Origin of the sequence: Mucilaginibacter terrae, assembly GCF_031951985.1 — a bacterium.
Lineage (GTDB): Bacteria > Bacteroidota > Bacteroidia > Sphingobacteriales > Sphingobacteriaceae > Mucilaginibacter > Mucilaginibacter terrae_A.
Genome location: NZ_JAVLVU010000001.1, coordinates 1921476 through 1945721 on the forward strand (window position 1 = coordinate 1921476; position 24246 = coordinate 1945721).

Below are 24246 nucleotides of genomic sequence, written 5' to 3' on the forward strand. Positions count from 1 at the left end.
TAGCTGTCATATTTGAAAACATGCGGCGAAATTTATATGAACTATGAGCCATGAACTATGAACCAATAATCAACCAAAAATCACCAATGACCTACCTTCCTTCTCCTCAACGTTACCATGACATGCCTTACCGCCGTTGCGGCAAGAGCGGCATTTTGTTGCCTGCTTTGTCGCTGGGCTTGTGGCACAACTTTGGCGGTGTGGATGTATTTGAAAACTACCGCAGCATTTTGCGTCTGGCGTTTGATAGCGGCATTACTCACTTCGATTTAGCCAATAACTACGGTCCGCCTTATGGCTCAGCCGAAGAAAACTTTGGGCACCTGCTTAAAAAAGATTTTACTGCTCACCGCGATGAACTGATTATTTCGAGCAAGGCCGGATACGATATGTGGCCGGGGCCATATGGTAACTGGGGTTCTAAGAAGTATTTGGTAGCCAGTTTAGACCAAAGCCTTAAGCGCATGGGATTGGATTATGTAGACATTTACTACCACCATCGCCCCGATCCTGAAACTCCGCTTGAAGAGACTATGGCAGCGCTGGATTTAATTGTTCGCCAGGGAAAAGCCCTGTACGTGGGCATATCAAACTACCGGGCCGATGATGCCCACAAAGCCATAGGCATACTTAAAAAACTGGGCACCCCCTGCTTAATCCATCAGCCCAAATACTCGATGTTTGAGCGTTGGGTTGAAGGCGGCTTGCTGGATGTATTAGAGCAGGAGGGCGTGGGTTGTATACCGTTTTCGCCGCTGGCACAGGGTATGTTAACCAATAAATACCTCAATGGTGTTCCACAGGATTCGAGGGCGGCAAAATCAAGCGGGCACCTGCAAACAGGGCAAATAACCGACGACAAAATAGAGCAAATACGCAAGCTTAATGATATTGCCCTGGGCCGTAACCAAACCCTGGCTCAAATGGCCCTCGCCTGGTTAATGAAAGATGCGCGGGTAACATCGGTGCTCATAGGTGCCAGCAAACCCGAACAACTGGCAGATTCATTGAAATGCCTGCAAAACACAGCCTTTAGCACCGAAGAACTAAACCAAATAGAAACTATACTACATAACCAACCGTAATGGAAACTATTAACTGGGGTATAATAGGTTGCGGCGACGTAACCGAGAAAAAGAGCGGTCCGGCTTTTAATAAAGTGCCCGGTAGCAAATTGGTAGCTGTAATGCGCCGTGATGTCGAAAAAGCAGCCGATTATGCTAAACGCCACCAAATAGCTAAATGGTACAATGATGCTACAGAGCTGATTAACGATGAAGAGGTTAACGCTATTTATGTGGCTACCCCGCCTTCATCACACTTAAATTATGCCTTAGCTGCCTTGCAAAAAGGTTACCCTGTATACGTAGAAAAGCCGGTAACCATGAACGCTGCCGAAGCGCAACAACTGGTAGATGCCGTGCGGCAATATAATGGAAAACTAATTGTAGCTCATTACCGCCGCAAATTACCCATGTTTTTAAAGGTAAAAGAGTTATTGGAGCAAAATGCCATTGGAGAGGTGCGCACCGTACAGTTGCGCTTGTGGCAAAGCCGCAAGCCTGCACTGGTAACCAAAAACGCCCCAAGCTGGCGTACCCAACCCGATGTATCGGGTGGAGGTTATTTTCATGACCTATCGCCGCACCAGTTGGATTTGATGCTTTATTTTTTTGGTAAGCCTGTGCATTACTCGGGTTTTAGCTTAAACCAGGCGCAAATCACCAGTGCCGACGACCATGTATGCGGTACTGTTTTATTTGAAAACAACGTAGTACTCAACGGTTCATGGTGCTTTAATGTGGCCTTAACCGAAAATATCGACAGTTGCGAGATTATCGGCAGCGAAGGCAAAATCAGCTTTGCGGTGTTTGGCGACAAGGTTGTTTTAAAAACCACATCAAACGAAGAAACCTTTACATTTGTGCACCCCGAAAACATTCAATTGCCTATGATTACCAGTATGGTAAACTATTTAAACGGTAATGAAGAAAATCCGTGCACTATTGACGAGGCACTTACGTTAATGAAGATGATTGATTCGTTTACTAAGCATGTGTCAAACTAAATAAAAAATTAAGCCTTTAAAAATCAACTCCATACTATGAAATCATTATTAAAACTATTTGCCGTAACCGGCCTTATTTTAACCGGCTTTGCGGCTTCGGCACAACAAGCTAAAAAAGCACCTGCAAGCCCGCCCGATACGGTAAAAGCAACCACCAAAAGCGGTGTAGCTATCGAAGTTGCCTACAGCCAGCCGGCAGTGAAAGGCCGTACCATTGGTACCGATATTGCCCCTTACGGCAAAGTATGGCGCACCGGTGCCAACAACGCAACCACCATTACTTTTAGTAAAGATGTAAAGGTAGAAGGCAAAGCTTTAGCAGCCGGCCAATATGCTATTTACAGTATTCCGGGCGAAAAAGAATGGGTGATTATTTTTAACAAGGGCGTTAAAAACTGGGGTACCAAGTATGAAGAAAGCGACGATGTTTTGCGTGTAACGGTTAAAACCGGCGTTATGAAAGACTTTGTTGAGCGTCTTAAATTCATGATCGAACCATCGGGCAAAGTTGGCTTTGCATGGGGCGATAAGATGGTAATGTTTGCTGTAAAATAATTTCAGTCATCATTACACTACAAAAGCCACGGCATAACCGTGGCTTTTGTAGTGTATCAGTTTATATAAACTCCTGAGCTACCCGCTCTAATTCGGCCACATGAGCCGAGTTTATGAGTTTAATGTGCTGTGTTATTTGTTCGGCGGTCCAGTTCCACCAGGCTATGTTAAGCAGGCGTTGTATGGTGTTGTCATCAAACCGCTTTCGGATGATTTGGGCGGGGTTTCCGCCTACTATGGCGTAGTCGGGTACATCCTTGGTTACTACGCTTTTAGTAGCTATTACGGCGCCGTTACCTACCTGTATACCCGGCATTACCGTTGCATCATGCCCAATCCAAACATCATTGCCAATTATCGTATCGCCTTTGCTGGGGTATTTTTGAGTGAGGGCAACACCTTCATTGATAGTCTCCCAACCGTGGCCGAATATGCCGAACGGAAATGTTGATACAGGCGTTATCTCATGATTGCCGCCGTTCATAATAAATTTTGCACCGCATGCTATAGCACAAAACTTACCTATAATGAGCTTATCGCCGATGAAATCGAAGTGGTATAACACATTCTTCTCAAAGTTATAAGCGTCGTAATTATCGTCGTAATATGTGTAATCGCCTACTATAATGTTGGGGCGGGTGATAATATTTTTAAGGAAAACCAGGTTGGGGTAATGCTCCAACGGGTGTATCTTATCGGGATCGGGGCCATGTAAAAGCATAGTAAGCATTTTTTAGGTTAACGATCTAACTGGTAACGCAAAGTTAACGAATTATAAGAGGCACAGCTTTTTTAATTGATTAACTTTTACGTTTGATTATAAAAATACGATGCTGCCCGTAATTAGGCCTATATAATATAAAAGCGGGCGTTTGCAGCCCGAGTACTTTGGGCAATTCATAATAACTTAAATCGGTACCGTAGTCGTGCTTTTCGGTAAAAAACACATCGGCCTTGCCTGCGGGCGACTTAAACCTGAGTGTATCACCGGCAATTTTCAAGTTAAAATACCCGCTGCCATCCCAAACGTAACAGGGCGAACTGCCGTTTATTCCGCCTATGCTAAACGGGTTAAGACACTCGCCCGAAAAGCTTTCGATGCCAAAATGCCTAAGGTAAATTTCCTGCTTATCATCTTTCCATTTTTGGAACGGGGCAATGTAATCTTTCAGCACAATAGATTTGCGGGATTGGGCCATATGGTATATAGCGCTATCGTGGCTAACCAGCTTACCATCCATATCAAAACAATACTGGTGTATACGAGTATCGTTAACCGGCTGCCCCGACGTACTGGATACATATTCTTCCGTTTGCAGTATAATCTGGCGGTTCACTTTATCATATCGGAGGTACGACAGGGCATCGCTTTCCTGCAACGGGTCGGGGTGCAGGTTATCTTCTGATTGCAGTACAAACGTTCTTCCCGCAACCTTAAATTCCTCCATGGTAAAATGCTTGCTCTCCACCTTGGTGCCAAGCGTGGTATATTGCTTATTTAAGCCCTTGCTACGTAACCGGTTAATGAGTATCAATACAGCTGATACCATCACAAACGTTACAAAAATTATGAGCACTACCTTCAGCAACTTCATAAACTTTACTGCGATTTGCGCCATGCTTCCAGGCTCATTTCCGTTTCGTCGGCCGGATTGTAAACCTTTATTTCATACTGCGGATAAAAGTAAACCCGAAAAGTTTGAAACCTCGACAAATGTCCGTCGGCCTCGGTAGAGGTTTCCACCTGGTAATAACGCTTGTCGGCGGTAGGTTTTTCAGATACGTTTACACGGTCGGCATTTGATTTTATTTCTTCCAGGTCTTTAACTGCTTGCAGGGCCATCTGCTCAGTTAAAGGCTTAGCAAAGGGTTTACCGGGTAGCTCTTTAAAGCCGGTAAGCCGTTTATCTTCATAAGGGCGTTCACCGTCTCCGGCCGAGCTAAGCGTATCGGTTCTCCATTTCACCTGTAGCAGCTTACCTAAAAGCTTGTCGGTGAGTTCCTCGTCAGTAACAAGCCTTAGGGTATCTTTTTGTGCGTTAATAAAAAATGCGTCCCAGTAATCGCCGTTACCATCAAAATGAATGAATTGCAAGGTGTCGGTATGTTCGGGTGCCGGTTTGGCAGGCGTAACTTTGGTTGATGTTATCGAAACGTGCTTTGTAGTATCGGTTGCCTTTTTTTCTTTTGGGTTTGAGGTACAGGCAGCAAGTGATAAAAGTATCGGCAGGATAAGTTTTTTCATGTGCGATGGGTGTCGGGTTATGGTGTTTAAACATGGAGTACCTGCTGTTTGTTTTGGTAGCTACCCGCAACTGTAAAAAGCGCCTTCACCCAAGCAGTGCATCCCCAAAAGATAGCTATAAGTTAATTCCGTTTAAATGCCTGCAATGCCCAAACAACTCCCTCCTACTTTGCTTATACTTTTAATACATTTGAATGATGATGGATTACATTTCAGAAACCGATCTCATACTTAATAACGACGGCAGCCTGTATCACATTAACCTGCTGGCCAACGAAGTAGCCGACACGGTAATTACCGTGGGCGACCAGGACCGCGTGGCCGAGGTAAGTAAGCATTTTGACCGTATTGAACTTAAAAAAGGTAAGCGCGAATTTTTAACCCATACCGGTTACATTGGCAATAAGCGTATCACAGTAATATCAACAGGTATTGGTACCGATAATGTAGACATTGTACTTAATGAACTGGACGCCATTGTAAACATTAACCTCGAAACCCGGCAGGTTAACCCGCAACTGCGGAGCCTTAACATTATTCGTATAGGTACATCAGGTGCGGTACAGGCCAATGTAGATGTTGACACCATGCTGGTATCGGCCGGCGCCATAGGACTTGATCCGCTGATGCATTATTGCGAGCACAGCCTCACTGCCAACGAGGCCGAACTGCTCACCGCTTTTAAAAACAGTTTACCATCGCATTACCAACTTCACCCATATGTTGCATCGGCCGGGGATAATTTATTAAACAGCATTGGTACTGGCCTGCAGCAGGGCATTACCATTACCGCCCCCGGTTTTTACACGCCGCAAGGCAGGCAGGTAAGGTGCAAGTCCTCAACCCCCGAACTGCTAAACATTATTGAGAATTTTGAGCACAAAGGGCAGCGCATTACCAACCTCGAGATGGAAACAGCCGGCATTTACGGTTTAGCGGCTAACCTTGGGCACCAGGCAATTTCGTTTAATGTAATACTGGCCAACCGCATCAAACATCAGTTTAGTAAACAACCGCAAAAAATTATGGAGGCAAGCATTGTAAACGTGCTTGAAAGGATAGTTAATCACTTGTAGCTCTGTACCGAAACATATATTGCTATAACCTGTTAATGAGCTGAATTTTACATATTAACACAAGCCTATGATTATTAAAAATACTTCCCTTCCCTTTTACGCCAAGCTTGCCTTTGTACTTATCGGCATCATGTCGCTTGGCTTTTTGATTATTTTAGGCAAGGAACTGCTCGACCCGCTCATGTTTGGCTTTTTGTTTGCCATACTGCTGTTGCCCCTGGCTAATTTTTTCGAACGCAAATGCAGGCTTCCGCGCAGTATGGCCGCTTTTGCCGCTATATTAGTGATGGTGTTGGGCATTAGCGGTGTTGTTTACCTGGTGGGTACACAAATATCAAACCTGGCAAACGACTGGCCTATGCTCAAAGAGCAAATAGCTAAATCATCAGTTGATATACAGTTGTGGATACAGCATACCTTTCATATCAATGCCGAAAAGCAAATGATTTACGTAAACGATACCACAGATAAACTCGTGGCCTCGGGCACAACAGTTTTGGGCACCACATTTGGCGCGGTATCGTCACTGTTACTGTTTTACATTTTCATTATCCTGTTTACTTTCCTTATTTTGCTGTATCGAAGGCTATTGTTCAGGTTTGTTTTATATGTTTTTGATGAAGAATCGACCCCGGTGGTTATAAAAATTGTAGAGAACGTACAGCGCATACTGCGCCAGTATATTGTGGGCCTGCTGCTCGAAATGGTTATAGTTGCCATACTTACCTGTGTGGCATTCTGGATAATCGGCGTAAAATATGCCATTCTGTTAGGCATAATTACGGCCTTGTTTAACATCATTCCATACGTAGGAATATTCTCAGCATTATTGCTAAGTACGCTAATCACATTTGCTACCGGTTTTATTACCAAAGCCGTGGTAGTTGCCATTGTGGTGGTAGCCATACATGCTATTGATGCCAATGTGGTGCTGCCTATGGTTGTAGGTTCAAAGGTGCGCCTTAACGCCCTGATCACCTTTATTGGCATCGTTTTAGGCGAAATGCTTTGGGGGCTATCGGGCATGTTCTTGTCTATACCTGTTATAGCCATCTTTAAGATCATTTTCGACCATGTAGAACCGCTCAGGCCATGGGGTTATTTATTAGGGGGCGATTATGAGTACGAGCGAAAAGCTAAAGAGGAAATGAAAACGGAGTAGGTTTCCCCTGCTTATTCTACATCATTGCCAGGTATCATAGGTCAATTATTTTCCTGACACAAGTCTGCACGCATGCAAACTTGTGTAACTGACTGATTGTAACTGAGCATCATTACCATTATATTCCCAATTACTTCTACTTTCATCGAGAGATTCAGAAACAGTATTCTGAATCTCTTTTCAGTTTAAATATATCCGCAGAACTTCTCAAAATACATACCTATCATTTTGAACATTCTTACCAAAATCGGTTAAATAAGCTACTAACGGCATAAATATTCCTCGCTTATCTCGTCCTTAAATACCTGCGCCGAAATTGCTCTTCATACAGTGACCTGATAGATCTTAATGTAAGCCATACAAAAGGGTACCTGCATCCCCTTTTCTCGCCTTTTAACCGCATAATAATTAAAGTTTAAACACTCATTAAACTCCTGTATTTCAAGCCATAAACTTGCATTATTTAATTAATTTTTCGCACATTAGCTAATACCAATTCTAACATTATAAACCATTTCTAATTATGACCTTATTGTATCATTATCTAATTTACTGTATCCCTATTGTGGGAATTATTGGCTTATTAGCCATGGCAATTAAATCGACTTGGGTTACCAAACAACCGGCGGGCGATGCAGGCATGAGCGAACTGGCAGGTTACATTGCAGATGGGGCAATGGCCTTTTTACGCGCCGAATGGAAAGTGCTAAGCTACTTTGCCGTAATTGCGGTGGTGTTGCTGGCCTGGTCGGGCACCACGGTCGAAAACTCGAGTCCGGTAATTGCGGTTTCGTTTCTGATCGGGGCGTTCTTGTCGGCCTTTGCCGGTTATTTGGGTATGCGTATTGCTACCAAAGCCAATGTGCGCACTACCGAAGCAGCTAAAACCAGTTTAGCCAAAGCCTTAAAAGTATCGTTTACCGGTGGCACCGTGATGGGCCTTGGCGTTGCCGGTTTAGCGGTTTTAGGTTTAGGATCGTTGTTTATTCTATTTTACCATATTTATGTTGTTAAAACCGGTGGCAACGTTAATGGCGAAGCCATGTCGAAAGCCCTGGAGGTGTTGGCAGGTTTCTCGTTAGGTGCCGAATCGATTGCATTGTTTGCCCGTGTAGGTGGGGGTATTTATACCAAAGCGGCCGACGTAGGCGCAGATTTGGTAGGCAAGGTTGAAGCAGGCATCCCGGAGGATGATGTGCGTAACCCCGCCACCATTGCCGATAATGTAGGTGATAATGTGGGCGATGTAGCCGGTATGGGTGCCGATCTCTTCGGCTCGTACGTGGCTACCATTTTGGCAACTATGGTATTAGGCCGCGAAATTGTATCGAATGATAACTTTGGCGGTATAGCCCCTGTGCTGCTGCCTATGGTTATTGCCGGTTTAGGTTTGATATTCTCTATCATTAGCGCATCATTCGTACGTATAAAAAATGAAACCGACAGTGTGCAAACCGCGCTTAACATCGGCAACTGGTCGTCGATATTTTTAACGGCTATTGCTACCTTTTTTGTGGTGCAATGGATGCTACCCGAGGGTTCGTTTCACTTGGTGCGCGATGAAGATGCCAGCGGCGCCGTAAAAGCCGCTGCATTGGTGTTTGATAAAACGGGGGTTTTCCTGTCTATTGTGGTTGGCTTGATAGTGGGCACGCTCATGTCAATTATTACCGAATACTACACCGCTATGGGTAAACGCCCGGTGCTCAGCATCATCAGGCAATCATCAACAGGCCATGCTACTAACATAATTGGCGGTTTGGCCGTGGGTATGGAGTCGACCGTGTTGCCTATTTTGGTATTAGCGGCCGGCATATACGGTTCGTACCATTTTGCTGGTTTATACGGCGTAGCTATTGCCGCCGCCGGCATGATGGCCACTACCGCCATGCAACTGGCGATTGATGCCTTTGGCCCAATTGCCGATAACGCCGGTGGTATTGCCGAAATGAATCAACTCCCTGAAGAAGTGCGCCACCGTACCGATAATTTGGATGCTGTGGGTAACACCACCGCTGCAACCGGTAAGGGTTTTGCCATTGCATCGGCAGCGCTAACCTCGTTGGCCTTGTTTGCAGCCTTTGTGGGTGTGGCAGGTATTGAGCATATAGATATATATAAGGCTGATGTTTTGGCCGGCTTATTTGTGGGCGGTATGATTCCGTTCATCTTTTCGGCACTATGTATATCGGCTGTGGGCCGGGCGGCCATGGCTATGGTGGAGGAAGTACGTCGGCAGTTTAGAGAGATACCGGGCATTATGGAGTACAAGGCCAAACCCGAGTATGAAAAATGCGTAGCCATATCAACCAAAGCATCCATCCGCGAAATGATTGCACCCGGACTTATCGCCCTTATCACCCCTATTATTATAGGCTTTGCTTTTGGTCCCGAAGTTTTGGGCGGACTGCTGGCCGGTGTAACGGTATCGGGCGTGCTGATGGGCATTTTCCAGAGCAACGCCGGTGGCGCGTGGGACAACGCCAAAAAATCATTCGAAAAAGGCTGCGAGATCAACGGCGAGATGTATTATAAAAAATCGGAGCCGCACAAGGCATCAGTAACTGGCGACACCGTGGGCGATCCGTTTAAAGATACTTCTGGACCGTCAATGAATATTTTGATCAAGTTGATGTCGATCGTATCATTGGTAATAGCGCCTCACCTCAACCACGAACTTAATACCAATAAACACATCCAAAAAGAAATTAATACACAAAGCAGCGTTACACATCATATAACCACTGACAAGAATAGTTAGAAGTTAAGAACAGGGGCCATAAAGCCCCTTTCTTGGTTTTGATTTTATTGAATTCATTTTGTAGGTTTGTTATTGTTGTTTGTGTAAACAATTCAACGGTATGGAGGTATAATAAATCACCTGAACCCTCCTAAAGTTTTTAACCAATTATAACAGGCTCCTTTGCCCTGCTAACTTAATTTAACCCCTGATGATCCTTTTCGGTAGATTAAGGATGTTATTGCTGCGTACTATTGCCTACCTGGTAGACAGTTTTATTCTCTTTATACTCGTTATAGCAGGTTTTCAATGCTTTTTACTGATTTTGGGTTTACATCCATTTATTGGGCGGCATTTGTATAGTATAACCGGCAACGAATTACACTTGTGGCTGTTTTTTAGTGTTACCATACCGGTTTACATGTATTATGTAACTATGTTTAACACACGAGCACAGGCAACATTAGGCATGAGGGCGGTTCGTTTGCAAATTCAAACACCGGGGCGCATGGGTTTAGGTAAAGCCATGTTACGGGCATCAGTAATGCTTATCCCGTGGGAAGCTACCCATGTTGCCATGTGTTATCCAAAACCAATTTGGATTGATAATCAGCTACAAAGCCCGCTTTTTTATACTGCATTAGGTTTAACAGCACTTTATTGGCTATTACCACTACTCAATTTGAACGAAAAAAGCGCGCACGATTGGATTACCGGCACAAATGTTATACAATGGCAAGTCCCAACATCTAAAAAGCCGTAATTTTTGCTTTACAATAGCCCACACGCGCGTATCTCTTTAAATTATGGAGAAAAATAAGTACGTTTGGGGGTATAAACATGATTAAATCTATACAACTGATCCAAAAACATGAGTTTATTTATTAAGAAGTCTATTCAGTCGTTACTGGCTGCTTCTGCCGAATCGGATAAGAGCTTAAAGCGCACGCTCGGACCAACAGCATTAATTGCGCTGGGTATTGGTGCCATTATAGGTGCGGGTTTATTTGTACGTACCGCTGCTGCAGCTGGTGGCAACGCCGGTCCGGCGGTTACTATTTCATTTATTATTGCTGCAATAGGCTGTGCATTAGCTGGTTTATGTTATGCTGAGTTTGCCAGTATGATACCTATTGCAGGTAGCGCTTACACCTATTCATACGCTACCATGGGCGAGTTTATTGCCTGGATCATTGGCTGGGATCTGGTGTTGGAATACGCTTTGGGTGCCGCTACCGTGGCCATTGGCTGGTCGCAATACCTTAACGATTTGCTTAATACCTTCTTTGGCTTTACCATCCCCTATGAATGGAGCCATTCGCCGTTGCAGGTATCAGAGGCCGGAGTGCATGGCATCGTTAACCTGCCCGCTATCTTAATTATCTTCCTGTTAACTATGTTGCTTATACGCGGTACTGCTGAATCAGCGGTGGTAAACAACATTATTGTATTTGTAAAAGTTGCTATCGTATTATTAATAATTGGCTTTGGCTGGCAGTTTATTGATCCTGCTAACCACACCCCATACATGATTCCTGAAAATGCAGGTAGCGTAACCCTTAATACCGGTAAAATACACGATTACGCCGCTTCGGGTAACCACGGCTGGTTTGGTGTGTTGCGTGGTGCAAGTATTGTATTCTTTGCATTTATTGGTTTTGATGCCGTTTCAACTGCTGCACAGGAAGCTAAAAATCCGCAAAAAGATATGCCGCTGGGCATATTAGTGTCACTGGTTATTTGTACTGCATTATATATCCTGTTTTCACACGTGCTAACCGGTATTGCTTCATACAAAGAGTTTTTAACCCAAGGCAGCGAAGCCTCCGTATCATACGCTATCCGTCATCACATGCCGGGTTACGAGTGGCTGGCTAAGCTGGTTACCGTAGCTATTTTGGCTGGTTTCTCTTCTGTTATTTTGGTAATGCTGATGGGACAAACCCGTGTATTCTATACTATGAGTATTGATGGTTTGGTGCCTCAAGTGTTCTCTAAACTGCACCCTAAATTCCGTACACCTTACAAATCACAATGGTTATTCTTTGGGTTTGTATCGTTATTTGCAGGTTTTGTGCCCGATAGTATTGTGGGCGACATGGTGAGTATTGGTACCTTGTTTGCATTTGTACTGGTTTGTTTGGGCATCTTCATTCTTCGTAAAACCGACCCTGACATCAAGCGTCCGTTTAAAACACCTTTATACTACATTGTTTGTCCTTTGGGAGCCATTGTATGTTTGTTTATGATTGCCAGTGAGGGCTGGGAAAACTGGGCACGTTTATTCGGCTGGTTAGCTATTGGTTTTATTATTTACTTCGGTTATAGCGTTAAGCATTCTAAAGTACGTAATGGTGGCGATAACATCCCGAACGACCCGCCTAATCCTAAATTTGTTGACTAACTAAAAAGTTACATCATATTAAAAAGGTTCTGCTTTAACGGCAGAACCTTTTTTGCTTTCATTCCTTTTGTAAACCGGGACAAAAGCATGAAGGCCGACAAGAACTTATGGATACTGGTGTTTATATGCGTGATCAACTCCATGGGGTTTGGCATCATTGTGCCCTTGTTGTATGATTACGGCAAAAAATTTGGCCTTAACGAACAAACCATCGGCATACTTACTGCCTCATTTTCGGTAGCGCAATTTTTTGCCACCCCGTTATTAGGCAGCCTGTCTGACAAATGTGGGCGCAAGCCGCTATTGGCTATCAGCCTTGCCGGTACCTGCTTATCTTTCCTTGTATTTGCCTTTGCTCAAAACCTGCTTATGTTATTTGCTGCCCGCATTTTAGATGGCATAACGGGCGGTAACATCTCGGTAGCACAGGCCATGGTATCTGATAGTTCGACCAATGAGGACAGGGCCAAAAAGTTCGGTATCCTTAGCTCGGCCTTTGGGTTTGGCTTTGTGATAGGTCCGGCCTTAGGAGGTTTATTAAGCAAATTCGGTATGCAGGTACCATTTTACTTTGCCGCCGGAATTGCTTTTGCTGGTGCGTTATTGAGCACTTTTGTTTTAAAAGAAACGAAGGAAAGAGAGGCAAGAAACAAGAACCTGGAGCCAAGACGAGAGAACTCAGAATCAAGAGTGCAGAATCAAGAATCAGGAAAGAAAAGTTCCGACAACTTACAACTAACGAACGACAGCAGACTTCACCATTCACCATCCACTACTCACAATTTCACCTTTGCATCGTTAATTACTGCAATTAAAATGCCTGTAATTGGCATCGCTGTGTTTACCGGGTTTATATTAACGATGGCGCAGTTTGTAATGATCATCGGGTTTCAAACTTTTTCGGTAGATGTGCTGAAGATCAATCCCACACACGTTGGTTTATTATATGCCGGGTTTGGGGTTACGGGTATTATAATGCAGTTGCTGGTACCGTTTATTACCAAACACATAACATCCAAATCGCTCATTCTGCTCCTTTCAACAGCAGTTTGTTTAGTGGCTATGGTGTTAACCGGCTTTACCAATATGCTTATTCCGTTTGCTGGATGCTTGTTTATTTATGGCTTGTTTAACGGCTTGCGAGGCCCTATGCTCAACGCCATAATTGCCAACCATAACGATGATGAACGCCAGGGCGAAATATTGGGCGTTAATCAATCATACGCTTCTTTAGGGCAAACTATAGGGCCTGTACTGGCCGGATTAATGACCATGGTATCGGTACATGCGGTGTTCTTTTTATCGGCATTTTTTATTTTGACGGGCTTTTTGCTTACCTTTCGGCTAAGAGCCAAAGAGAAACAAAACGCCCGTTAGCCCATGTTTGAAGTATTCGACCCGCGACAGATATTGTCGGTAACCATGATCTTGTTTGCCATTATCGATATTATGGGTACTATTCCCATCATTATCGATTTGAGGCAAAAAGCCGGGCATATCGAATCGGAAAAGGCATCCTTAACAGTATGGGGTTTAATGATTGTTTTCCTCTTTGTAGGCGAAGAACTATTGAAGATTATCGGCCTCGATATATCCTCCTTTGCTATTGCAGGTTCGCTCGTCATCTTCATCATTGCTATGGAAATGATCCTCGGTATCAAATTTTTTAAAGAAGATGACCATATCCCGGCCACCGTATCTATTGTACCGCTGGCGTTCCCCTTAATTGCCGGTGCCGGCACCATGACCACGCTACTCTCACTAAAATCGCAATATGCTACGGCCAACATCATTGTAGGCATTACGCTCAATACCATTATTGTTTATGTAGTACTCAAAAACGTAAAGCTGCTTGAGCAAATGTTAGGAAAAACCGGGCTGGGCGTATTACGTAAGGCTTTTGGAATTATATTGCTGGCTATTGCTATTAAGTTGTTTAGGAGTAATAGCGGGTTGTAAAGCCCCGACTTTCGTCAGTTGACGAAGAGTTATGAAATGAAGTTGTTAGTTGTCAGCCATATCAAAAAACAAGGGCTCATTTAACAGCATTTATGAGTATAATGGCTGTACATGTACACTAATCAAATTGGTACGATTTCACTTTGTATCTTAATTTTCTTACCTCACCGGCAATTTCCACGCATACACCACCGCCAAAATACGCACACCGCATATACACACAATAGCTACTAAGCGGGCTATGTTGGCATCTAAAAACTGCATTGATCCTAAATAGAATATACCGCCAATGATGCATGCCGTGGCATATATTTCTTTGCGGCGGAATATCATAGGGATATTATTGAGCAATACATCACGCAGTACGCCGCCAAAACAGCCGGTTATGGTGCCCAGCATGATGCACACCACGGGGTTAAGGCCCGCATCCAGCCCTTTTTGCATACCCACAATGGTGAACAGGCCAAGCCCCAAGGCATCGAACAGGAAAAGCGTAGTTTTAAAGTTTTTGATGTACTTTTTAAAAAAAATGGCGATTAAGCCCGTGCCCAGTATGATCAGCGCATCATTAATGTTGCGCATCCAGGTTACGGGTGTGTAGCCAATTAATACATCGCGCAGGGTGCCGCCGCCTATGGCGGTTACAAAGCCTATTACCAGTACGCCAAACACGTCCAACCGCTTTTGCATGGCCGAAAACGCACCCGATATGGTGAAGGCTACCGTGCCCAGCAGTTCGATAACAACCTCTTCATTAAGTGCCATGCTATACCTCTCCTTCGCGCTTACGTACCAGCCATTCGGTGGTTAGCAAAGCCAGTATGAGTACAAAAATCCATTTACTGTCTATCAGGTCGCTGTAACGCTGATCGTCGTACACAACCGTTTTAATGTTGTCGTTCTTTTTAATGAGTGCGGCCAGTTGGTTAAGCTGCGAGGGTTGCAGCATTTGTCCGCCCGATTGTTTAGCCAAACCGTACAGCAAGCGATGATTAGCGGTGCTTTGCCTGCTCTCGAGGTTGAGTGGTTTAATAGTAAACTGCCCCTTTACGCTAAAGGGTTGCTTGCCCAGTTGCGTGGTAGCCGTATAGCTATAGTTGCCCACAGGCAGCGTACCCGCGTTTAACTGGTAGCTTTGCCACGTGCGGCTAAACAAGTAGCTGTAATTTTTGCCGTTACTATTTTTTAAATTAATGTTAACATCGGGCGTGTTGATGAGCTGCAGGGCATCATTATACAATTCGGCATTGAGCAGTACGTTTTCGCCCTCATCAAATACGCTTTTACCCGGGTAAGCCCTGAAACGCTGTCGATTGGAGTTAGCGGTTAAGTACTGAATGCTCTGGCTGAAAAACTCCTCCATGGCACTGTGGTTGCCAAAATCCTGAAATTCGGACAGGTTCCAGCGCCACAAGCCCTCGCCTGTTAAGGTGGCCGTGCGCCTGCCATCGGCATCATTAAATGCCATGAGCGGAAAGTTGGTGCTAACGCTGCCTATACGTTGTTTTAACAATATCGACGCACCCGGGGCCGACCCATAGTTACCAAACGGTGCCAGCAAAGGTGGGAAATGATTGAGCTTATTAAGTGTGGAATCGGTAAGGGTAAAGAGCGAAAACCCCGGTGCAGGCTCGGCAAATGTTTCCTGCACATCGGTACGGCCGGCTATAATGCGAATGGTGTTTTGCGCCTGGTTAAAATCTATCATGTCGCTCTGTGCACCACATAAATACCATAGCGGTACTTTGCTATCGGCTACAAAGCTTTTAAGTGCAGGATGATCTGACGGGGTAATTTGGTAGAGAATGATAAGGCCATAATCGCCCGGTTTTACAGTGGAGAATTTATCCAGTTGCATTGCCTTTAACTCGTAGTTGCGGTTATGCTCTACCAGTTGTTTAATAACGCTGATGTCGGGGTGCGGCGATCCGTATGTTAGCAGAATCTTTTGGCGGGCATCCAGTACCTCAATGTATACGGTCTCGGCATTGTTTTCGGTTGATAGTTCGTTGGCTACGGGTGCCAGTTTAACGGTAAACTGGTGTACGCCCTTTTTATCGGCGGTAAGCTTAACCGGCACTACTTTACGAAACACCGCCGCATTAACCGGAATATTTTGCGTAAACACGGTACGCCCATCTTCGGCCACGGTAAGGCGCAGGGTTTCACCCTGGCTTTGATAGGCCTCGGCCAGTACCTCCATTATAAAATCGTTGCCGAGGTATGCCGTTTTATTGTAGTTTACGTTTCCAATCAATAAATCGCGCCGCGGAACGGTATCGCCCAAAGCAATGGTGTAAATACTGGTTTTAAGGTTACGGGCTTCATACTGCGGGTCGGTACCCTGGTTATACAAGCCGTCGGTAGCTAAAATTAACGCACCAATATTTTGATTTACAAAGCGTTCGTTAAGCTGATGTATGGCGGCGGCTATATTAGTTTGTTTGCCATTTTTTGAGGTTGAAAGGCCATCGTGCAGGCTCCAGTCGAAATTAAACTCGCGCACCTCGTAATCATCGCCCAATTGCTTTTTAAGGCCGGCTAACTGGTTGTTGAAAGTATTAGGGTCGAAATCTTTGGGCTTGAAACTGCTGATAGATGAGGAATTATCCTGCGCTATTAAAATGAGTGGTTTTTGCGGCTGATAGGTAACTGATTTTACCAGGGGCGAAATCAGCAAAAAGGCAATAACAGCAACGGCAATAGCACGCAACACGGCCAGTGCCCAGCGCACTTTGCCATCCAAATTAACCGGGTTACGGTACAGCAGCCAGGCATAAAGCACGCCCAACAGCAAACACAAGGGCGTATACCAGCCCGAAACGCTTCCCCAGGTTATTGAAAACAAAAACAGCATATCTGTATTCCAAATATGCTGTTTTATTTTGATTTATGGTTAGCTTGTGCCTTATCAATCGTTAAAGCGTAACTAACTTTTATTAATTTTTATGCGGATGGGGCCTCTGATATGATTCACATCAACAGGCTCGCCTTTTTGGGTAATACTTACTTTGCCCTTTCGTTGTAACTCAATTGCTGCTTGCCTTACCTCATCCATATACTTACGCCAATGCGTATCAAACATAGTCCTGGCAACTTCCGACGGGCAAATAGTTTTATCTGCACCCCGCTCAGTTGCCATAGCCAATATGGTTTTGCTTATGGTATCGTTTTCACTCATCCTATTACACATAACAGAATAAAGAATACGAATAAAGAGTATAGAATAAAAAGAAGCATCTCATTTCAGCCTACATCTCTAACAGCATCAAGAAAAAGCACCTGATTTTTGGTCTGTATTCCTGATTCTAAACTCTTGATTCTATCTTAAGCCATTCCACCATCAACAGAAATTACTTGTCCGGTGATGTAGGTACTCATGTCAGATGCCAGGAAAACGCAGGCATTGGCAATATCTTCAGTTTCGCCTGCGCGTTTAAGCGGGATGTTTTGGGTCCAGCCTTCAACTACTTTAGGGTCTAAAACCTCGGTCATTTCGGTTTTAATAAAGCCTGGGGCAACCACGTTGGTACGTATGTTACGTGAGCCCAGTTCTTTAGCCATTGATTTAGAGAATCCCACGATACCGGCCTTTGAAGCCGCATAGTTACCCTGACCGGCGTTACCCTGTATACCCACCACCGAACTCATGTTGATGAACACCCCTTGGCGGGCTTTCATCATAATTTTAGAAGCGGCTTTGGTAACGTTAAATATAGATTTCAGGTTAACGTTCAATACCTCGTCCCATTGCTCTTCGGTCATGCGCATCAGCAGGCCGTCTTTGGTAATACCGGCGTTGTTTACCACAATATCCAGTTTACCAAAATCGGCAACAATATCAGTGATCAGTTTATCAGCTTCGTCAAATTTCGAAGCATCAGAGCGGTAGCCTTTTACCTGGGTACCAAACGCCTGTAGTTCCTGCTCCAAAGCCTGTCCTTTTTCAACCGACGACAGGTAGGTGAATGCTACATTGGCGCCTTGCTCGGCAAACTTTTCGGCAATTTTGCGGCCTATACCTTTTGATGCTCCGGTGATGAGCGCGGTTTTTCCTTCTAATAATTTCATGTGTTCAAAAAATGATTTTTTCGAGGGTGTGAAGGTAGCTATTTTAGTTTTTAGTTCATAGATGATAGTAAACTGTTGGCAATAGTACTGTTATTTAAACAGTAAGAACAGCTCTTTAAATACCTCATAAACCATTATCAACAAAACAGCGACATCTTTCCACTTTTCTACAATATATTTTAAAATGTCAATCCACGTTCCATTGAATTTCTCTTTGACAACTGGACTAATATCTCTCTTAATTCTTTTTCTGTAATAATATTTCTTGCCAAATCTCTGAACCTCCCACCATTTGTAATCATACAATTCTATGCTTTGATTATATGCTTTGTATGTTAAGCTATTAGCATAGTCTTTCATTGTAACTAATTCCACGGTTTGGAATTCGAAACCATTTACATCTTCAATTAGTCGAATTCTTACTATATCACCTGAATTAAATAACTTTTTCATATTCAATTTTACCATGTAAATATCAAGTCTAACCTCATGTTTGATTTAAATGCGAATCTTAGTATCAATAATGTTAACAGTAAATGATAAAAAATAATTGCTCTAAGTCGTGACTAAACATTGTGTAAGTCTTACTGTTACGATAACATGTACACTTCCAAAATCATTCGCCACCGCCATAAGTTTCATCATTATTTAAACGATGACCTGAAAGAGGTTAAAGAAGAAACGCATTTTAAAATTGTGTTCTCCGATCCTGCAGAGTTTGACTTATTTAGGGAGTGGATAAAGCAGCACGAAGGGCGAGTACAACTACAACAAAGAAGAAAGCCGCCAGGAGGGTACTTTTCCTAAAGTACCCATATTTCATGATGAGATCTGTTGGTGCGATATTATGACTTATTATTTAATGCACGTGGCAGGATACCATTTCCATAGCACTATACACCCATATAAAGGAGAGGTATATATAAGAGGATAGAAACAAGAGCTGAGAGCCAAGAACCAAGACAAAAAATTGAACTGCGATCTTATTTCCTGGCTCTTGGTTCTTGACTCTATTTTTTCCTTCCTTTTTTCAATTCACTTTCCGACTTCAAAACTTTGGTGCCGTTCTCCTGCTTTATTTCATATGCAGGTTCTTCTTTGGTGGCTTTGCGCTTTACGGTGGTGCCCTTGGTTTTCTTTTTAACGGTATCGCTGTGTTTAGCTTCTATCTTGCCCTCGGCTTCTGATTTGCCCCAAGCCCAGTGTACAGTATCTCCCTTTTTCATAGTATCGATGTTTGAAAAAGATAGTTGCAATTAATTTGCCAACAAAAATAATAAACATACAAGGTTTATAATTTACACTTAGCACAATTTATTAAAGGCTATCATGTGTTTTGTTGTTCATAAACCTGTACTTTTTATTGGTCGCCGATAAATAATGCAAACCTTACACATTACTTATAGCTAATTGCATGTATTTAATAATTTCACCATTCACATCCTCTCTTTGCAGCATCCTAAAGTGATGATTAAACTGCTGCTGGCCGGGTACCTGCGCTATTTTAGCAAAGCTTAGGTTATTCTCATAAGGTTTATTAAACGGAAACACCACATGAATAAAGTTTTTGCCTAACTGGGTTATCCAGGCAATACGTTTTTCAGGAGCACCTATGCCTATCATAGTTTTAGCCGGGTGTAATATAACACTACCCAACTTTTGATACTCGCTTACAAAATGGTGAAACAACCCCAATGTATACGCCGACTTACCGGCGATAAAGGCTTGCAGGTGTTGCTCAGATTCGGGAGTTAGCGTGTAAGGCATTAAAGTAAATATACATAATTGTGAATACCGAAACAAAATCTGAACGATGAATAAACGCTTAGCATCCGCAAAGGTGGTTTCGTACTTCGTAATAATAACGAGATAACAAATAGACTCTTATAGCTTTACCCCCGCCAATATATTATCCAGTCCCCAACGCTCCTCAATACCTAATCCAAATAGTGCAAAATCATATTTAACCGGGTCAGCCGGGTCAAAATCGCGCAGGTGTTTGGTAAGTTCGAGGGCGGTTTGCCAATCGGTTTGTTTGCGGGTTATGAGTTTGAGTTTGCGGGCTATACGGTCTACATGCAAATCGCAGGGGCAGATCAGATCGGCCGGGCTAATGCGGTTCCAAATGCCAAAATCAACCCCGGCATCATCTTTACGTACCATCCAGCGCAAAAACATGTTCAGGCGTTTGCAGGTAGATTTTTGCGAGGGTGATGATACGTGTTTTTTAGTGCGGTGTGGAAAATCGGGCAGGGAGAAGAAGTAGGAACGGAAATAATTCAGAGCAACTTCAGCCCCCCGCCCCCCTGAAGGGGGAGTAGAAGTTTTATTTGCATTAAGAATATCTTCCATGCCATTAAGCTCCCCTTTCAGGGGGCCGGGGGGGAGAAACGCATCCTCCAAAGAGTTATAATTACCATAATGATGCTTGAAAAACTGTATAAAGTACAGTGTGTCAATATCATTAAAAGTGCGGTGCTTAAAGCTGAGCAATTTTTTGAGGTCGGGTTCCTGGTGGTTGGTGATGAAATCATATGGAGCCCCATCCATAAGAGCAATCAATTCGCGAGATTTTTTAATGATGGTTACCCGTTGCCCCCAGGCCAGGGTAGCCGCCCAAAAACCCATGATCTCGATATCCTGCTGTAATGTAAACTGATGTGGAATAACTATAGGATCATTCTCAATAAAACCGGGTTGGTTGTATTGGGCTACTTTGGCATCGAGAAAAGCTTTAATATCGGTAACCATTAGAAATAGAGTAAAGAGTACAGAGTACAGAATCAAGAATACAGACGATGAAGCACATATCTTGACTCCTGATTCTGTACTCCTGAATCTAACTTAAAGCATTCTTTAAATCTTCCAGCAAATCCTCAATATCTTCTACGCCAACACTAATACGCAACAGGTTATCAACCACACCTACTTTCTCGCGCACTTCTTTGGGGATAGAGCCGTGGGTCATGGTAGCCGGATGATTAATTAAAGATTCTACACCGCCTAATGATTCGGCCAGTGTGAACACTTTAAAGTTGGAGGAGATGCGGAAGGTTTCATCTAAGTCAGCATTTTTAAGCACGATGGAGATCATGCCACCGAAATCGCGCATTTGTTTTTTGGCAACCTCGTGGTTAGGATGATCGGTGAAACCCGGCCAGTATATTTTTTCAACCTTAGGGTGATCTTTCAAAAACTCGGCTATGGCACGGCCATTTTCGCAATGGGCTTTCATGCGCAGGTGTAGGGTTTTAATACCGCGCAGGGCTAAAAAACTGTCCATTGGTCCGGGTGTGGCACCACAGGCGTTGTAAATAAACCACAGGCGTTTGTACAGTTCCTCGTCGTTGAGCATTAAGGCTCCCATCACCAAATCGGAGTGACCGCCAATGTACTTGGTAACTGAGTGCATTACAATATCGGCACCCAAATCCATAGGGTTTTGCAGATAAGGTGAGGCGAAAGTATTATCCACCACCAAAGTAAGCTCATGCTTCTTAGTGATTGCCGCAACGGCCTCAATATCCACCACCTGCATGGTTGGGTTAGTAGGTGTTTCTATCCAAACCAGTTTGGTGTTTTTGTTTACGTATTCTTCGATGATGGTCGGGTCACTCAAGTCGAGGAAATGAAACGTAATGCCATAAGCGGCAAAAATCTTCGTAAAGATACGATACGAACCACCATACAGATCGTTACCGGTAATTACCTCGTCGCCGGGCGAAAGTAGTTTCATAACCGCATCGGTAGCACCCATACCGCTCGAAAAGGCTAAGCCATATTTAGCATTCTCTAAAGCTGCTAAACAATCCTCTAAAGCTTTGCGGGTTGGGTTGGTGCCACGCGAGTACTCATAGCCCTTATTATCGCCCGGTGCAGACTGTGCATAGGTTGATGTTTGGTATATAGGCGTCATTACCGCGCCTGTAGTTGGATCGGGGTGTTGCCCCGCATGTATTGCTTTAGTTCCGAATTTCATTAGTTGGTTGATTGAGTTGATTGAGTTGATTAAGTAAGTGGTTAAGCGCATTACAAATCATCAATCTTTTGCTTCTTTAAATATAAAATGTAACCGTTTATTAACTTCAGGCAGGCATCATACTCTGCCCGAAACGCTATTAACACTTCTTTTGAAATTATATTTTCATCAAGTGCAATTATCATATGGTCAAGTGTTTCAGATAAAGAACCCCTTGCCATGATACAAAAACGGATATTATCCTGATAAGGATAACGACCATGTCCTTCAGCAATATTATTACCAATAGATCTGACTGCGCGCGTTAGTTGATCGTAAGTCTGTAAGATTCTTCTTTAGGGAAAGATTTAACTATATCTCTAACCCAATTTCTAATCTTTCTGGATTGCTTCAAAACTTCTAACTCTGTAAACGAAGCCATGTTGTATTGAAACTACTCACCCAATAAACTTAATCAACTACTCACTAACAGCCTAATACGCTCTTGCAAAAAGCACCCGCTGCGTCGACGGCTTACCTGTCAAAATACATTTGCCTTCTTCCTGTTTATTATTTAACGGAATACAGCGAATGGTTGCCTTGGTTTCGTCTTTAATACGTTGCTCGGTTTCGGGTGTGCCATCCCAATGAGCCGACAGGAAGCCTGGTTTTTCATCTAACAAACGTTTAAACTCATCATATGTATCAACCTCTACTGTGTTTTCCGCACGGAAGTTTAACGCTTTTTGATAGATGTTAGTCTGTATCTCCTCTAACAATTGTTCAATGTGAGCGGCTAAGCCTTCCTGAATTACGGTCTCCTTGGTGCGGGTATCGCGGCGGGCCAGTTCTACCGTTCCGTTTTGCATATCGCGGCTGCCAATGGCAATGCGCAAAGGCACACCTTTAAGCTCGTATTCGGCAAATTTAAAGCCCGGACGTTGCGTGTCGCGGTCATCAAATTTTATAGAGATGCCTTTGGCGCGCAGCTCGGCACTAAGTCCTTTGATGTAAGTGCGGATGTTTTCTAACTCTTCGTCGTGCTTGTATATAGGCACGGCAACCACCTGTATAGGCGCTAATTTTGGCGGAAGAACCAAGCCGGCATCATCAGAGTGGGTCATGATCAAGGCACCCATTAAGCGGGTTGATACCCCCCATGAGGTGGCCCAAACATGTTCCAATTTACCTTCTTTATTGCTGAATTTCACATCGAATGCTTTGGCAAAATTTTGTCCTAAAAAGTGCGAAGTACCGGCTTGCAGCGCTTTGCCATCTTGCATTAAAGCTTCGATGCAATAGGTGTCTAATGCACCTGCAAAACGCTCATTAGCCGTTTTTCGACCTTTTACCACGGGTACGCCCATCCAGTTCTCCACAAAGTCGGCATATACGTCGAGCATTTGTTCGGTTTCGGCTATGGCTTCTTCGGCGGTGGCATGGGCGGTGTGGCCTTCCTGCCATAAAAATTCGGTGGTGCGTAAAAATAAACGGGTGCGCATTTCCCAGCGTACCACGTTTGCCCATTGGTTTACCAGGATAGGCAAATCTCGGTATGACTGTATCCAGCCTTTATAGGTATGCCATATAATAGTTTCGGATGTAGGACGGACGATCAGTTCTTCTTCTAACTTTGCATCTTCATCCACAATAATGTTACCTTCGCCATCGTTTTTTAAACGGTAATGCGTTACTACTGCACACTCTTTGGCAAAACCATCCACGTGACTGGCTTCTTTTGAGAAGAAAGATTTTGGTATAAACAACGGAAAATAAGCATTGCTATGGCCGGTATCTTTAAACATTTTGTCTAACGCGGCCTGCATTTTTTCCCAAATAGAATAACCGTATGGCTTAATTATCATACAGCCTCTTACCGGTGCGTACTCGGCAAGATCAGCTTTTATTACAAGGTCATTAAACCATTGCGAGTAATCTTCGTCTTTACTAATAATCCCCTTGCTCATATATACTTTGTGGAATGAATTTTGACTATTGAAATGTGTAA

25 protein-coding genes are annotated in these 24246 nt (G+C 43.8%); 11 read left to right on the forward strand and 14 right to left on the reverse strand.

Going from position 1 to position 24246, the window contains the following annotated elements; translation table 11 throughout:
* Positions 1 to 86: 86 nt before the first annotated feature.
* Genes mgrA through QE417_RS07755 form a run of 3 tightly spaced genes read left to right on the forward strand, consistent with a single transcriptional unit; the run spans position 87 to position 2623 of the window.
* Positions 87 to 1085 carry an L-glyceraldehyde 3-phosphate reductase gene (gene mgrA, locus QE417_RS07745; RefSeq protein ID WP_311949009.1) on the forward strand — a complete coding sequence of 333 codons (999 nt, stop codon included), beginning with the start codon at positions 87 to 89 and terminating at the stop codon, positions 1083 to 1085.
* Positions 1085 to 2068: a Gfo/Idh/MocA family protein gene (locus tag QE417_RS07750; protein ID WP_311949010.1), complete on the forward strand. Its 984-nt coding sequence runs from the start codon at positions 1085 to 1087 to the stop codon at positions 2066 to 2068. The genes mgrA and QE417_RS07750 overlap by 1 nt, the downstream gene beginning before the upstream one ends.
* Positions 2069 to 2104: 36 nt before the next feature.
* The gene (locus tag QE417_RS07755) at positions 2105 to 2623 is read left to right on the forward strand and encodes a DUF2911 domain-containing protein (protein ID WP_311949012.1); all 519 of its coding nucleotides are present in this window, start codon (positions 2105 to 2107) and stop codon (positions 2621 to 2623) included.
* A gap of 61 nt (positions 2624 to 2684) precedes the next feature.
* On the opposite strand, the gene QE417_RS07760 is transcribed toward QE417_RS07755, so the two are convergent.
* From QE417_RS07760 to QE417_RS07770, 3 genes are all read right to left on the reverse strand, one after another.
* Positions 2685 to 3353: a CatB-related O-acetyltransferase gene (locus QE417_RS07760; RefSeq protein ID WP_311949014.1), complete on the reverse strand. Its 669-nt coding sequence runs from the start codon at positions 3351 to 3353 to the stop codon at positions 2685 to 2687.
* 70 nt (positions 3354 to 3423) lie between these two features.
* Complete coding sequence (locus QE417_RS07765; protein ID WP_311949016.1) at positions 3424 to 4218, reverse strand: hypothetical protein; 795 nt, start codon at positions 4216 to 4218, stop codon at positions 3424 to 3426.
* Positions 4219 to 4223: 5 nt separating this feature from the next.
* Positions 4224 to 4868: a hypothetical protein gene (locus QE417_RS07770; RefSeq protein WP_311949023.1), complete on the reverse strand. Its 645-nt coding sequence runs from the start codon at positions 4866 to 4868 to the stop codon at positions 4224 to 4226.
* Positions 4869 to 5062: 194 nt separating this feature from the next.
* Between QE417_RS07770 and QE417_RS07775 the strand changes: the two genes are divergently transcribed.
* From QE417_RS07775 to QE417_RS07805, 7 genes are all read left to right on the forward strand, one after another.
* Complete coding sequence (locus tag QE417_RS07775; protein ID WP_311949025.1) at positions 5063 to 5944, forward strand: nucleoside phosphorylase; 882 nt, start codon at positions 5063 to 5065, stop codon at positions 5942 to 5944.
* A gap of 67 nt (positions 5945 to 6011) precedes the next feature.
* Positions 6012 to 7106, forward strand: a complete 1095-nt coding sequence (locus QE417_RS07780) for an AI-2E family transporter (RefSeq protein ID WP_311949027.1) — start codon at positions 6012 to 6014, stop codon at positions 7104 to 7106.
* A gap of 523 nt (positions 7107 to 7629) precedes the next feature.
* Entirely contained in the window at positions 7630 to 9867 is a 2238-nt protein-coding gene (locus tag QE417_RS07785) for a sodium-translocating pyrophosphatase (RefSeq protein ID WP_311949029.1), read from the forward strand.
* Positions 9868 to 10057: 190 nt separating this feature from the next.
* Positions 10058 to 10609, forward strand: a complete 552-nt coding sequence (locus QE417_RS07790; RefSeq protein ID WP_311949031.1) for an RDD family protein — start codon at positions 10058 to 10060, stop codon at positions 10607 to 10609.
* Positions 10610 to 10717: 108 nt separating this feature from the next.
* The gene (locus QE417_RS07795; protein WP_311949034.1) at positions 10718 to 12250 is read left to right on the forward strand and encodes an amino acid permease; all 1533 of its coding nucleotides are present in this window, start codon (positions 10718 to 10720) and stop codon (positions 12248 to 12250) included.
* Positions 12251 to 12337: 87 nt separating this feature from the next.
* Positions 12338 to 13627 (forward strand): MFS transporter, encoded by a 1290-nt coding sequence (locus QE417_RS07800; protein WP_311949036.1) that lies wholly within the window; start codon positions 12338 to 12340, stop codon positions 13625 to 13627.
* A 3-nt stretch (positions 13628 to 13630) separates the two neighbouring features.
* Positions 13631 to 14209: a MarC family protein gene (locus tag QE417_RS07805; protein ID WP_311949038.1), complete on the forward strand. Its 579-nt coding sequence runs from the start codon at positions 13631 to 13633 to the stop codon at positions 14207 to 14209.
* Between the two features lie 159 nt (positions 14210 to 14368).
* On the opposite strand, the gene QE417_RS07810 is transcribed toward QE417_RS07805, so the two are convergent.
* The 5 genes from QE417_RS07810 to QE417_RS07830 all read right to left on the reverse strand — a co-directional run bounded on the left by QE417_RS07810 (position 14369) and on the right by QE417_RS07830 (position 18733).
* On the reverse strand, positions 14369 to 14974 hold the full coding sequence (locus tag QE417_RS07810; RefSeq protein ID WP_311949039.1) for a trimeric intracellular cation channel family protein: 606 nt from the start codon (positions 14972 to 14974) through the stop codon (positions 14369 to 14371).
* Position 14975: 1 nt separating this feature from the next.
* Entirely contained in the window at positions 14976 to 17066 is a 2091-nt protein-coding gene (locus QE417_RS07815; protein WP_311949041.1) for a hypothetical protein, read from the reverse strand.
* Between the two features lie 72 nt (positions 17067 to 17138).
* Positions 17139 to 17390, reverse strand: coding sequence for a DUF3253 domain-containing protein (locus tag QE417_RS07820; RefSeq protein ID WP_311949044.1), 252 nt, complete (start codon positions 17388 to 17390; stop codon positions 17139 to 17141).
* Between the two features lie 146 nt (positions 17391 to 17536).
* Positions 17537 to 18280: a 3-oxoacyl-[acyl-carrier-protein] reductase gene (gene fabG, locus QE417_RS07825; RefSeq protein ID WP_311949046.1), complete on the reverse strand. Its 744-nt coding sequence runs from the start codon at positions 18278 to 18280 to the stop codon at positions 17537 to 17539.
* A gap of 90 nt (positions 18281 to 18370) precedes the next feature.
* A complete protein-coding gene (locus tag QE417_RS07830) occupies positions 18371 to 18733 on the reverse strand; it encodes a hypothetical protein (protein WP_311949047.1) in 363 nt (120 codons plus the stop codon).
* Positions 18734 to 18880: 147 nt separating this feature from the next.
* Between QE417_RS07830 and QE417_RS07835 the strand changes: the two genes are divergently transcribed.
* Positions 18881 to 19087, forward strand: a complete 207-nt coding sequence (locus tag QE417_RS07835; protein ID WP_311949049.1) for a hypothetical protein — start codon at positions 18881 to 18883, stop codon at positions 19085 to 19087.
* A gap of 203 nt (positions 19088 to 19290) precedes the next feature.
* On the opposite strand, the gene QE417_RS07840 is transcribed toward QE417_RS07835, so the two are convergent.
* The 6 genes from QE417_RS07840 to proS form a co-directional block, all read right to left on the reverse strand.
* Positions 19291 to 19506 carry a DUF2945 domain-containing protein gene (locus QE417_RS07840; RefSeq protein WP_311949050.1) on the reverse strand — a complete coding sequence of 72 codons (216 nt, stop codon included), beginning with the start codon at positions 19504 to 19506 and terminating at the stop codon, positions 19291 to 19293.
* Positions 19507 to 19669: 163 nt separating this feature from the next.
* Complete coding sequence (locus QE417_RS07845; protein ID WP_311949052.1) at positions 19670 to 20047, reverse strand: hypothetical protein; 378 nt, start codon at positions 20045 to 20047, stop codon at positions 19670 to 19672.
* 117 nt (positions 20048 to 20164) lie between these two features.
* Complete coding sequence (locus QE417_RS07850; RefSeq protein WP_311949053.1) at positions 20165 to 21031, reverse strand: TIGR02757 family protein; 867 nt, start codon at positions 21029 to 21031, stop codon at positions 20165 to 20167.
* 88 nt (positions 21032 to 21119) lie between these two features.
* On the reverse strand, positions 21120 to 22259 hold the full coding sequence (locus QE417_RS07855) for a cystathionine gamma-synthase (protein WP_311949055.1): 1140 nt from the start codon (positions 22257 to 22259) through the stop codon (positions 21120 to 21122).
* A gap of 50 nt (positions 22260 to 22309) precedes the next feature.
* On the reverse strand, positions 22310 to 22588 hold the full coding sequence (locus QE417_RS07860) for a four helix bundle protein (protein ID WP_311954625.1): 279 nt from the start codon (positions 22586 to 22588) through the stop codon (positions 22310 to 22312).
* A 144-nt stretch (positions 22589 to 22732) separates the two neighbouring features.
* A complete protein-coding gene (gene proS, locus QE417_RS07865; RefSeq protein WP_311949057.1) occupies positions 22733 to 24205 on the reverse strand; it encodes a proline--tRNA ligase in 1473 nt (490 codons plus the stop codon).
* Between the last annotated feature and the right edge of the window lie 41 nt (positions 24206 to 24246).